Here is an 11,396-nt window from a genome sequence, read left to right as displayed (position 1 = left end):
ACCGGAGTCCTCTTCTCGATGTACGAACCACAATCCCCTGCCGCCGCCAGGAAGCGCTCGGCGCTCGCCAATTTCATGTTCGCCAGCCGCTGGCTGCAGCTGCCCCTGTACCTGGGCCTGATCCTGGCGCAGTGCGTCTACGTGTACCATTTCTGGGTCGAGCTGGTCGACCTCGTCATGGCTGCGATGGGCAGCCAGGCCGCGCTCGAACACATCATCGCCGCCGTCGCCGTGCCGGACGCGCCGGCGCCGACCAAGCTGAACGAAACGACGATCATGCTGGTGGTGCTGGGCCTGATCGACGTCGTCATGATCTCGAACCTCCTGATCATGGTGATCGTGGGCGGCTACGAGACCTTCGTGTCGCGCATGCACCTGGAAGACCATCCGGACCAGCCGGAATGGCTGTCGCACGTGAACGCGTCGGTGCTGAAGACCAAGCTGGCGATGGCCATCATCGGCATCTCCTCGATCCATCTGCTGAAGACCTTCATCAACGCCGGCGCCTACGAGGCGAAGACGCTGATCGCCCAGACCGGCATTCACGTCGTGTTCCTGTTGTCGGCGATGGCGATCGCCTACACCGACCGCATCATGTCAAATACCGGCAACTCCAAGCAGCACTGAAACCCAACCAAGCACTCCAAGTCCCCCTAGCGAGATCCTCATGACTGTCATCAAACAAGACGACCTGATCGAATCGGTCGCCGCCGCACTGCAGTACATCAGCTATTACCACCCGGCCGACTACATCCAGCACCTGGCGCGCGCCTACGAGGCCGAACAGAGCCCGGCGGCCAAGGATGCGATCGCGCAGATCCTGACCAACTCCAAGATGTGCGCCGAAGGCAAGCGCCCGATCTGCCAGGACACGGGCATCGTCAACGTGTTCCTGAAGGTGGGCATGGGCGTGCGCTTCGAGGGCTTCACGGGTTCCGTCACCGACGCCGTCAACGAAGGCGTGCGCCGCGCGTACAACTTCCCGGACAACAAGCTGCGCGCATCGATCGTGGCCGACCCGCACTTCGAGCGCAAGAACACCAAGGACAACACCCCGGCCGTCGTGCACATGGAACTGGTCGAAGGCGACACGGTCGACGTGAAGGTCGCGGCCAAGGGCGGCGGCTCGGAGAACAAGACCAAGTTCGTCATGCTCAACCCGTCCGACTCGCTGGTCGACTGGGTGCTCAAGACCGTGCCCCTGATGGGCGCCGGCTGGTGCCCGCCGGGCATGCTGGGCATCGGCATCGGCGGCTCGGCCGAGAAGGCCATGCTGATGGCGAAAGAGTCGCTGATGGAAGACATCGACATGTACGAGCTGAAGCAGCGCGGCCCGCAGAACAAGCTGGAAGAGCTGCGCATCGAACTGTGCGACAAGATCAACGCGCTGGGCATCGGCGCGCAAGGCCTGGGCGGCCTGACCACCGTGCTGGACGTGAAGATCAATATGTACCCGACCCACGCGGCCAGCAAGCCGGTGGCGATGATCCCGAACTGCGCCGCCACCCGCCACGCCCACTTCGTGCTGGACGGCTCGGGCCCGGCCTACATCGAACCGCCGGCGCTGTCGACCTGGCCGGACGTGCAGTGGACCCCGGACACGCAGAAATCGAAGAGCGTGAACCTGGACACGCTGACCAAGGAAGAAGTCGCGTCCTGGCAGCCGGGCCAGACCCTGCTCCTGAACGGCAAGATGCTGACGGGCCGCGACGCCGCCCACAAGCGCATCCAGGACATGCTGGCGAAAGGCGAAAAGCTGCCGGTGGACTTCACCAACCGCGTGATCTACTACGTCGGCCCGGTCGATCCGGTCGGCGACGAAGTCGTGGGCCCGGCCGGTCCGACCACCGCGACCCGCATGGACAAGTTCACTGACATGATGCTCGAGCAGACGGGCCTGATCGCCATGATCGGCAAGGCCGAGCGCGGCCCGGCAGCGATCGAGTCGATCAAGAACCACAAGTCGGCCTACCTGATGGCGGTCGGCGGTTCGGCCTACCTGGTGTCGAAGGCGATCAAGTCGGCCAAGGTGCTGGGCTTCGAGGACCTGGGCATGGAAGCGATCTACGAGTTCGAGGTAAAGGACATGCCGGTGACGGTGGCCGTCGATTCGACGGGTACCTCGGTGCACACGACGGGTCCGAAGGAGTGGGCTGCCAAGATCGAGTCGCTGAAGGGCATTCCCGTCAACGCAGTTTGATATGAAATTGGGCCCCTGCCTGCGCAGGGGCGACGTTCCAGGCTGGCCCCATCGATGGCACGTCATCCCTGCGCAGGCAGGGATCCAAGTTTGCCGGCATGACCGCAGCGCACGGTTGCGTTAACATCATCCCATGCACACCCCGCCTTTCCCCGACGCCCCCATCGGCGTCTTCGACTCCGGCCTCGGCGGCCTTTCGATCCTGCGCCACATCCGCGCGCGGCTCCCCCACGAACACCTCATCTACGTGGCCGACGCTGGCTACGCCCCCTATGGCGACAAGTCCGACGACGTGGTGGCCGCGCGTTCGCTCGCCGTGGCGCGCTTCCTCGTCGCGCGCGGCATCAAGGCGCTGGTGGTGGCCTGCAATACGGCCACCGTCGCCGCCGTGAAGGTGCTGCGCGAGCACTTCCCCGACATGCCCATCGTCGGCGTCGAACCGGGCCTGAAGCCGGCCGCCGCCGCCAGCCGCAACGGCAAGGTCGGCGTGCTGGCCACGGCGGGCACGCTGGCCGGCGCCAAGTTCCTGCGCCTGCGCGACGAAGTGAGCGCGGCGACGCAGGCCGCGTTCCTGCTGCAGCCCTGCCGCGGCCTGGTCGAACGCATCGAGGCCAACGATGCCGAAGGCACCACGGCCATGCTGCGCCGCTACGTCACGCCCCTGGTCGAACAGGGCGTCGATACCCTGGTCCTCGGCTGCACCCACTATCCGCTGGTGAAGGCATCGATCGAGCAGGTGGCGGCGGAGGCGGGCGCCGCCGGCATCACCCTCGTCGACACGGGCGAAGCCGTCACGCGCCAGCTGGTGCGCCTGCTGGAAGCGGGCGGGCTGCTGCGCGCCGACGCGTCGCCCGGCAGCCTGGAAGCCTATACGAGCGCCAGCGCTACGGCCTTGTCGGCCGCGTTCAACGTCCTGGTCGGGATCGACCCGCCCGTGCATGAAGCGACGTTCGGGGACGACTGAGCGCTTCGCGGCGAAACGGCCCGGAAAGACAAAAAGGTCCCGAGAATACAAAAAGGGCGCGGAAATGCAAAAAGCCCGGCTTGACCGGGCTTTCGCTGAATTCTTTGGGGTGGCTGATGGGACTCGAACCCACGACAACAGGAATCACAATCCTGGACTCTACCAACTGAGCTACAGCCACCACTGACTTGCTTATTTATCTCGTTGTTGCCGAGACAGAACGAGATTATATAGGGTGATCCCGGATCTGGCAAATCTATTTGCCCAATAGTGCAGAGTCACGCAGCAATGTCGCCGCCCTCATCCCGGCAATAAGAAAAACCGGCTCATAAGCCGGTTTTCAGGTTCACGCATTAAGAGCGATGCGGATTGTTCGGACGGTCGTCGAAGCGGTTCGGCACGCCGTCGCGGTCGTTGTCGCCGCGGCCCCAGCCGCCGCGATCCATCCTCCAGCCGCCGCGGCCGTCTTCGCGCCATTCCGGACGGCGCCAGGCGTAGCCGTGGCGTTCACGTTCCCAGTGACCGCGCACCCACACATAACGATGGCCGCTGTAGTTCCAGTAGCCCGGCGCCCAGACGTAGCCGCGGCGGGCCGGCGGCACCACTTCGTGGCGCGGCGGCGGCGGCGCTTCGCGGACGATGACCACGCGGTCGGCGGCGGATGCCTGCATCGGCAGGATCGCGGCGGTACTGATCAGGGCAGCGGCAGTGGCGCAGAGGATGCGTTTCATGGTGCTTCTCCTTCTTGTGTTTGTATGGCTTCACTATAGCCATGCGGAACCGCGCACGACTGGAATGAAGCAAGTTCTTACATTCGAAACAAGTAGGAACAGATGGGTTACATAGTGCGCCATACTGCGCATGGACAAACAAAAACCGGCCGCCAGGGCCGGTTTTTTCGAGTGGAGCGGATGCGGATCAGTCCAGCTTCCAGGCGTAGTCGACCTTGGTCCAGGTCTGGGCCGGCGCGCCATCCTTGCTGCCCGGCTTGAACTTGCAGGCGGCCAGGCCTTTCAGTGCCGCCTTGTCCAGGCCCTTGAAGCCGCTCGACTTGTCCAGCTTGGAATCCGACACCGAGCCGTCAGCGTTGACGAGGAACGACATCGAGGTCGTGCCCTGCTCTTCGTTCATCAGCGATGCTTTCGGGTATTCGACCTTGCACTTGGACGGGTCGAAGCTGGCCGGGACTTCGGCGGCGAAGGCCGGAGCGGCGAAGGCGGTGATGGACAGAGCGGCGAACAGGCTAGCGACGAATTTCTTGTTGGACATAATAATTTCCCCTGAAAAATAAAGTTTTTTTTAAATGCCGGCGCGGGCGCCGGCCGATCTAGCGAGCCTGGCGGCTCAGAACTCTTCCCAATCGTCGCTGGCGGCGGCCGCAGCGACTTTCTTCGAAGTCTGCGCCTTCGCTGCCGGCGCCTCGTCTCCTTGTTCCTGCTGCGGTGCAGCCTTGGCTGCGACCGGCTTCTTCAGCTGCGGGCGGGCCGGGCGGGCGGCCGGGGCGCGTGCCACGATGGCCGTCGACACGGGTGCCGCCGCTGCCGGCTCGGCCACCGGCTCTTCACCGGCGGCCAGCTTGAAGATGCTGACCACGCGCTGCAGTTCCGCGGCCTGGTCCTGCAGGCTCTGGAATGCGGCAGCGGCCTGTTCGACCAGCGCGGCGTTCTGCTGGGTCATGCCGTCCATCTCGATGATCGACACGTTCACTTGCTCGATGCCGGCGCTCTGCTCGGCGCTGGCGGCGGCGATGTCGCTCATGATGTCGGTCACGCGCTTGACGCTGTCGACCACTTCGTCCATCGTCACGCCCGCTTCGCCGACCAGTTTCGAACCGCGGCTGATCTTTTCGACCGAGTCGCCGATCAGCGTCTTGATTTCCTTGGCGGCGGCAGCCGAGCGCTGGGCCAGGTTGCGCACTTCCGATGCCACGACGGCGAAGCCGCGGCCCTGTTCACCGGCACGGGCTGCCTCGACGGCGGCGTTCAGCGCCAGGATATTGGTCTGGAAGGCGATGCCGTCGATCACGCCGATGATGTCGGCGATCTTGCTGGCGGAGCTGTTGATCTCGCCCATCGTGCCGACCACTTGCGACACCACGGCGCCACCCTTGCGGGCCACGTCGGATGCGGCGGCGGCGAGCTGGTTCGCTTCGCGGGCATTGTCGGCGTTCTGCTTGACGGTCGACGTCAGTTCTTCCATCGTCGACGCCGTCTTTTCCAGCGAGCTGGCCTGCAGTTCGGTACGCGAGGACAGGTCGGCGTTGCCGGCGGCGATTTCGCGCGAGGCGGTGGTGATGGTGTGGGTGCCGCGGCGGACCTGGCTGACGATGTCGACCAGGCTGTTGCGCATCTGCTTCATCTCGGTCAGCAGGCTGCCGCGATCGGAGGCGGCGGTCTCGATGGCGATCGACAGGTCGCCGTGGGCGATGCTGCCGGCGATCTTGGCCGTGTATTGCGGTTCACCGCCCAGCTGCTTGAGCAGGCCGCGGGTGATGAAGGTGGCGGCGGCGATGCCGATCGCGACGGCGATGGCCAGCAGCACCAGCATGAAGTTACGGGCATTCGAGAACTGCGCTTCCGCGTCGACCTTGGTCTGGGCGTTCTGCTTGTCTTCCATCGCACCCAGCTGGTCCAGCGCTTCCAGCCACTTCTTCTGGGCCGGGCGGATTTCCTTGATCATGACGCGGGTCGCGTCCATGGCATTGTTGGCCAGGTACAGCTCGGACGCCTTGGCGATCGCCGGCATGGCGACGCTTTCCGCTTCCTTGATCTGTTTCAGCAGGGCTTTTTCCTGATCCGACGCTTCTTCCGCGAACTTGGCGCTCAGCTTTTGCTGGAGCGCGTCGTACTTGGCGGTTTCATCCTTGAAGCGGGCCAGTTCCGGTTCCATGTCGGCCGGATCGGTCATCAGGGTCAGGGTACGCAGCGAAGCGACACGCTCGCTGACGTTGTGGCGCATGTCGACCACCAGGCGGTTCACGACGTTGCTGACGCTCACCACGTGGTCCAGGCGATTCTGGATCTGCGCCATGCGCACGATGCCGACCACGGTGACGATGACCAGCAGTACCAGCACGAGGGCGAAGCCCAGGCCCAGGCGCACGCCGACCTTCATGTTTGCAAGATTCATTCCCTATCTTCCCTGTTTCAATTTATTCGGATCCGCGTAGCGGCTGCCGTTTATCACCGGAAGTCCATCTTCCCTGGACTCCGCGTATCTCTTCGAGGTAAAGCAAAAGCGTCTTCGCAGACAGAACACATGCACAACGACAGGAACGTTTCGTTACAACAACAATACAATTCCTATACAACAATATGACAAGCAGTCAGTTGTTGAGAAGAACCTCGATTATGGTTCTCTTCTTTCCATTGGGCAAGAGCATTTACAGAAAGCATTTCACACCTGCAACAATAAGTAACAAAGTGTGGCGGAAGTTGAACACTGGCGCGACGCGGGACGCGTCGCCGCCAGGCAGAGAGGAAGGGGAAGGAAGAAAGATCAGGCGGCCTGGCGCAGGCGGCCGGCGGCTTCGAGGAGGAGTTCCGGGTCGCCGGCGGCGAGCTTGCGCGAGTCGGACAGCACCTGGCGGAAACCGCGCGCGCCCGGCAGGCCCGCCATCAGGCCCAGCATGTGGCGCGTGATGCTGTTCAGTTTCAGACCCAGCGGGCCATACCGCTCCAGCTCGCGGCGGATGTAGGGAATCATTGCTTCCAGCACCTCTTCGCGCGACTTGACCGGCGCGTCGTCGCCATAGAAGCGCGCATCCCAGCCGGCCATCACGTACGGGTTGTGATAGGCCTCGCGCCCGACCATCACGCCGTCGACATGTGCCAGGTGCAGCGCGATCTCCTCGTTCGTCTTGATGCCGCCATTGATGACGATTTCCAGGTCCGGAAATTCGCGCTTGAGCTGGTAGGCGATCTCGTAGCGCAGCGGCGGGATCTCGCGGTTTTCCTTCGGCGACAAGCCCTTGAGCACGGCATTGCGGGCGTGGACGATGAAGGTGCGGCAGCCGGCGTCCGCGATGGTGCCGACGAAGTCGCGCACGAAGCCGTATTCCTCCTGGTAATCGATGCCGATGCGGTGCTTGACGGTGACATCCACCGACACGGCATCGCGCATCGCCTTGACGCAATCGGCCACCAGTTGCGGTTCCTGCATCAGGCAGGCGCCGAACGCGCCCTTCTGCACGCGTTCCGAAGGGCAGCCGCAGTTCAGGTTGATCTCGTCATAGCCCCACTGCTCGCCCAGCTTCGCGCTTTTGGCCAGGTCGGCCGGGTCGCTGCCGCCCAGCTGCAGGGCGACCGGATGCTCGATGTCGTCGAAGCGCAGGTGGCGCTCGGCGTCGCCGTACACGAGCGCGCCGGTGGTCACCATCTCGGTGTACAGCCAGGCGTGGCGGGTGATCTGGCGATGGAACGCGCGGCAATGGCGGTCGGTCCAGTCCAGCATGGGTGCAACACTCAGGGTTCGTTGACGATATTTCATGGTTTGTTCGATTCCAAATGCTCGGCGTCTGACGCAACCCGATAGTTTACAGCGAAAGCGAAGAGGACGAGCATCTGACGTCCAACATCGTTCGGCTGCCGCAACGTCTCGTCATGCCATTTATATGATGGCATGCCGTTCACGAACTACATCGGATCGCCATGTGTGGTCCGCGCGCCCGATGCAACCATGCGCCATGGATGTAATCGGCTTTTCGAGCGAAAAGCAACAAAGTCTTCACCGATTGACGGACAGGAGGGAGTGCAGGCGCTACAATTCCACAAGGCAATTTTACGACGCTAGTCATGATTCCACGCTTCTCTCCCCCTGCAAGCCACCCTGTGCCGCGCACACGCCTCGTCCGCCGGGTGCGCCCATGAATTCGATCGTCGTCCCACGCCACGTCGACGAAGTCGAACCACACCGGCGCGCCGTCCGCCTGAACCCGCGCGACGCCAATGCCCATGCTCTGCTGGGTATCGCCTTGCTGCGCCAGCGCGAGCTTGCGGAGGGCGTGGCCTGCCTGCGCCGTGCGCTGGAATTGAACCCGAAGGCGAAGGACTTGCGTGCGCTGCTGGCGGCGGCATTGTTCGATGCCGGCGATTTCGAGGCCGCCGCCGACAATTACCGCCAGGCCCTGCGTTTCCAGGATACCGCCGACCTGCACCAGGGCCTGGCCGATGCGTTGCGCCATCTGGGCCGGGCTGCCGAAGGCGAAACGAATGCACGGCGCGCCGTCGCGCTGGCGCCGGACAACACCGCTGCGCTGCTGACCCTGTCCGCGGCGCTGAATGCGCAGGACAAGACCGACGAGGTCGTCGCCATCCTGGAACGGGTACTGCAATTGGAGCCGGACAATGTGGACGTGCGTTACGACCTCGGCCATGTCCTGCTGCGCGCCGCACGCTACGCCGACGCGCTGCCGTTCCTGCAGGAAGTCGTGCAGCGGCGCCCCGACCATGCACTGGCACTGCGCCACGCCGGCACCTGCCTGCGCGCGGCGCGCCGCTGGGATGAAGCGCTGTCGTGCTTCGAACGCGCGCTCGTCCTCGCGCCGGACAACGCGGACCTGCTGGTGGAAGTGGGCGTGACGCAAAAGGCCGCTGGCGACTTGCCGGGGTCGATCGCCACGATGAACCAGGCCCGCAGCATCGAGCCCGACAATATCCTGGCCATCCGTGGCCTGATCTACAGTCAGTTCGCGCTGGGGGCGTGGCAGGAAGCTGCGGCGATGGCGCGCGCAGCGATGGCCATCGAACCGACCCCCGACTCGCACAGCATGCTGCTGTTCATCCTGAGCCACTATTGCCAGGATGCGGACGAGCTCACCAGGGAACACTTCGCCTACGGCGAGCGCTGGGAAACGCCGCTGCTCGCCTTGCGCCAGCCGCATCCGAATACGCCGGATCCGCAGCGCCGCTTGCGTGTCGGCCTCGTGTCGGCGGACTTGTACCACCACGCCGTGACCCGCTTCGTGGCGCCCGTATTCGAATCGCTGCAGCACAGTACGCAACTGGAGCTGTACGTGTATTACAACCACACGATCGAGGACGAGATCACCCAGGCCCTGCGCAGCCAGGCGGCGGCGTGGCGCTCGATCGCCGGCGTCGACGACGACGCGGCGGAACGCATGATCCGCGACGACGGCATCGACATCCTGATCGACCTTTCCGGCCACTCGGCCATGAACCGCCTGCCGCTGTTCGCGCGCAAGCCGGCGCCCGTCCAGGCGACGTGGATCGGCTACGCGGGAACGACCGGGGTGAAGGCCGTCGACTACATCTTGTGCGACCGCTTTCTCGCGCCGAACGGTCGCTATGACGACCAGTTCAGCGAAAAAGTGGTCAGCCTGCCGCTGGGCGCGCCGTTCCTGCCCGCATCGAACGCGCCCGACGTCAACGAACTGCCGGCGCTGCGCAACGGCTACATCACCTTCGGCAGCTTCCACCGCGCCAGCAAGCTGAGCCGCGAAGTGATCGCTTACTGGGCCGGCCTGCTGCACGCGATCCCGGATGCGAAGATGCTGCTGGGCGGCCTGGAAACAGGGGTCGACGACGTCCTCTTCGACTGGTTCGAGGAGGCCGGCATCGCGCGCGACCGCCTGATCGGCCGCCCGCGCGTCTCGGTCGTCGACTACCTGCGCCAGCACCACGAGGTCGACGTCTGCCTGAGCCCCTTCCCCTACTCCGGCTCGACCACGATCGGCCATGCGCTGTGGATGGGCGTGCCCACGCTGGCGACGGTCGGCGCGACCAATCCCAGCCACGCCGCCGCGTCGTTCATGGCCCACCTTGGCCTCAGCACCTTCATCACCGAGGATCGCGACACCTATATCAAGCTGGGCGTCTTCCTTGCGCAGAACCTGCCCGCGCTGGCGGCCATGCGCGCCTCGATGCGCGAGCGCTTCACGAATTCCGTCCTCGGCTACCCGGACGTGTGCGCGGCCGGCCTGGAGCTCGGCCTGCGAAAGATGTGGCAGCGCTGGTGCGCCGGCGAAGCGCCGGCGCCGCTGCGCGTCGACCTGGCCGAACTGGTACCGCAGGACGAGGCCTGAGGCCCGACGATGAAAGCGATCCACAGTCCCGCCGACCTGGCCATTAACGGCGCGCCGCCGGCCTTCGACGAGCAGCTGCACGTCGGCCGCCCGAACATGGGCGACCGCGACGCGTTCATGCGCCACGTCGAGGACATCTTCGACCGCCGCTGGCTGTCCAACGACGGCCCGCTGGTCCAGCAGTTCGAGCAGGAAGTCGCCGCGCACCTGGGCGTGAAACATTGCGTCGCCATGTGCAACGGCACCATCGCCCTCGAGATCGCGATCCGCGCGCTTGGCATGGAGGGCGAGGTGATCGTCCCGGCCTATACCTTCGTCGCCACCGCCCACGCACTGCAGTGGCAGGGCATCACCCCCGTATTTGCCGACATCGATCCGGCCACGCACACGCTCGACCCGTCCGCCGTGCGCAAGATGATCACGCCGCGCACCAGCGGCATCATCGGCGTGCACCTGTGGGGACGCGCCGCGCCGGTGGAAGAACTTCAGGCGATTGCCGACGAATTCGGCCTGAAGCTGATGTTCGACGCCGCCCACGCCTTCAGCTGCACGCACGGCGGCCGCAAGATCGGCAGCTTCGGCGCCTGCGAGGTGCTGAGCTTCCATGCCACCAAGTTCTTCAATTCCTTCGAGGGCGGCGCCGTCGTCACCGACGACGACGAACTGGCGCGCACCATGCGCCTGATGCGCAACTTCGGCTTTTCCGGCCTGGACCAGGTCAGCTATCCCGGCACCAACGGCAAGATGATCGAGATCGCCGCCGCCATGGGCCTCGTCAACCTGAAGGCCATCGACGACGTCATCGCGGCCAACCGCGCCAACTACCGCGCCTACCGCGAGGAACTGGCCGGCATCCCCGGTGTGCGCCTGGTCGAGTACGACGAGGCGGAGCGCAACAACTACCAGTATGTGATCCTGGAAGTGGCGCCTGATTGCGCCATTGCGCGCGACCGCCTGGTGGACACGCTGCGCGCCGAGAACATCCTGGCGCGCCGCTATTTCTGGCCAGGCTGCCACAAGATGGAGCCCTACCGCTCCCTGTTCCCGCATGCCGGCCTGCTGCTGACGGCGACGGAGGCCGTGGCCGACAGCGTGATCGTGCTCCCCACCGGGCAGACGATGGACGCGGCCAAGATCGCCGTGGTCGGCCAGGTCATCCGCGCCGCCCTGCTGTCGCCTTGAGCGCCGGC

Annotated in this window: 9 protein-coding genes and 1 tRNA gene; 5 read left to right on the top strand and 5 right to left on the bottom strand. The window is 64.8% G+C overall.

From position 1 onward, the window contains the following. Window positions 1–18 precede the first annotated feature (18 nt). From ACI1V7_RS11195 to murI, 3 genes are all read left to right on the top strand, one after another. Window positions 19–627 carry a YqhA family protein gene (locus ACI1V7_RS11195; protein WP_404531838.1) on the top strand — a complete coding sequence of 203 codons (609 nt, stop codon included), beginning with the start codon at window positions 19–21 and terminating at the stop codon, window positions 625–627. Window positions 628–667: 40 nt separating this feature from the next. After that, window positions 668–2,200 (top strand): fumarate hydratase, encoded by a 1,533-nt coding sequence (locus tag ACI1V7_RS11190; RefSeq protein ID WP_404531837.1) that lies wholly within the window; start codon window positions 668–670, stop codon window positions 2,198–2,200. 133 nt (window positions 2,201–2,333) lie between these two features. Beyond that, window positions 2,334–3,164, top strand: a complete 831-nt coding sequence (gene murI, locus ACI1V7_RS11185) for a glutamate racemase (RefSeq protein WP_404531836.1) — start codon at window positions 2,334–2,336, stop codon at window positions 3,162–3,164. Between the two features lie 105 nt (window positions 3,165–3,269). Here murI and ACI1V7_RS11180 read toward each other — a convergent pair. From ACI1V7_RS11180 to dusA, 5 genes are all read right to left on the bottom strand, one after another. Then, window positions 3,270–3,345 (bottom strand) — tRNA-His (locus ACI1V7_RS11180). Between the two features lie 172 nt (window positions 3,346–3,517). Continuing rightward, window positions 3,518–3,895: a YXWGXW repeat-containing protein gene (locus ACI1V7_RS11175; protein WP_404531834.1), complete on the bottom strand. Its 378-nt coding sequence runs from the start codon at window positions 3,893–3,895 to the stop codon at window positions 3,518–3,520. 187 nt (window positions 3,896–4,082) lie between these two features. Further along, entirely contained in the window at window positions 4,083–4,433 is a 351-nt protein-coding gene (locus ACI1V7_RS11170) for an energy transducer TonB (RefSeq protein WP_404531833.1), read from the bottom strand. Between the two features lie 75 nt (window positions 4,434–4,508). After that, the gene (locus tag ACI1V7_RS11165) at window positions 4,509–6,293 is read right to left on the bottom strand and encodes a methyl-accepting chemotaxis protein (RefSeq protein WP_404531832.1); all 1,785 of its coding nucleotides are present in this window, start codon (window positions 6,291–6,293) and stop codon (window positions 4,509–4,511) included. Window positions 6,294–6,662: 369 nt separating this feature from the next. Beyond that, window positions 6,663–7,652: a tRNA dihydrouridine(20/20a) synthase DusA gene (gene dusA / locus ACI1V7_RS11160; RefSeq protein WP_404531831.1), complete on the bottom strand. Its 990-nt coding sequence runs from the start codon at window positions 7,650–7,652 to the stop codon at window positions 6,663–6,665. A 376-nt stretch (window positions 7,653–8,028) separates the two neighbouring features. On the opposite strand from dusA, the gene ACI1V7_RS11155 reads away from it, so the two are divergent. Both ACI1V7_RS11155 and ACI1V7_RS11150 read left to right on the top strand, forming a co-directional pair. Further along, the gene (locus tag ACI1V7_RS11155) at window positions 8,029–10,206 is read left to right on the top strand and encodes an O-linked N-acetylglucosamine transferase, SPINDLY family protein (protein WP_404531830.1); all 2,178 of its coding nucleotides are present in this window, start codon (window positions 8,029–8,031) and stop codon (window positions 10,204–10,206) included. A 9-nt stretch (window positions 10,207–10,215) separates the two neighbouring features. Beyond that, the gene (locus ACI1V7_RS11150; RefSeq protein WP_404531829.1) at window positions 10,216–11,388 is read left to right on the top strand and encodes a DegT/DnrJ/EryC1/StrS family aminotransferase; all 1,173 of its coding nucleotides are present in this window, start codon (window positions 10,216–10,218) and stop codon (window positions 11,386–11,388) included. Window positions 11,389–11,396: the final 8 nt, after the last annotated feature.

Source organism: Massilia paldalensis (assembly GCF_044901715.1).
In the GTDB taxonomy this organism is placed as follows: domain Bacteria; phylum Pseudomonadota; class Gammaproteobacteria; order Burkholderiales; family Burkholderiaceae_D; genus Telluria; species Telluria paldalensis.
This window is presented reverse-complemented; position numbering and strand designations above follow the sequence as displayed.

Excerpts from the sequence above, each read along its gene's own strand:
- ACI1V7_RS11195 (WP_404531838.1), top strand. The coding sequence starts at position 19 with ATGTACGAACCACAATCCCCTGCCGCCGCCAGGAAGCGCTCGGCGCTC.
- ACI1V7_RS11190 (WP_404531837.1), top strand. The coding sequence starts at position 668 with ATGACTGTCATCAAACAAGACGACCTGATCGAATCGGTCGCCGCCGCA.
- murI (WP_404531836.1), top strand. The coding sequence starts at position 2,334 with ATGCACACCCCGCCTTTCCCCGACGCCCCCATCGGCGTCTTCGACTCC.
- ACI1V7_RS11175 (WP_404531834.1), bottom strand. The coding sequence starts at position 3,895 with ATGAAACGCATCCTCTGCGCCACTGCCGCTGCCCTGATCAGTACCGCC.
- ACI1V7_RS11170 (WP_404531833.1), bottom strand. The coding sequence starts at position 4,433 with ATGTCCAACAAGAAATTCGTCGCTAGCCTGTTCGCCGCTCTGTCCATC.
- ACI1V7_RS11165 (WP_404531832.1), bottom strand. The coding sequence starts at position 6,293 with ATGAATCTTGCAAACATGAAGGTCGGCGTGCGCCTGGGCCTGGGCTTC.
- dusA (WP_404531831.1), bottom strand. The coding sequence starts at position 7,652 with ATGAAATATCGTCAACGAACCCTGAGTGTTGCACCCATGCTGGACTGG.
- ACI1V7_RS11155 (WP_404531830.1), top strand. The coding sequence starts at position 8,029 with ATGAATTCGATCGTCGTCCCACGCCACGTCGACGAAGTCGAACCACAC.
- ACI1V7_RS11150 (WP_404531829.1), top strand. The coding sequence starts at position 10,216 with ATGAAAGCGATCCACAGTCCCGCCGACCTGGCCATTAACGGCGCGCCG.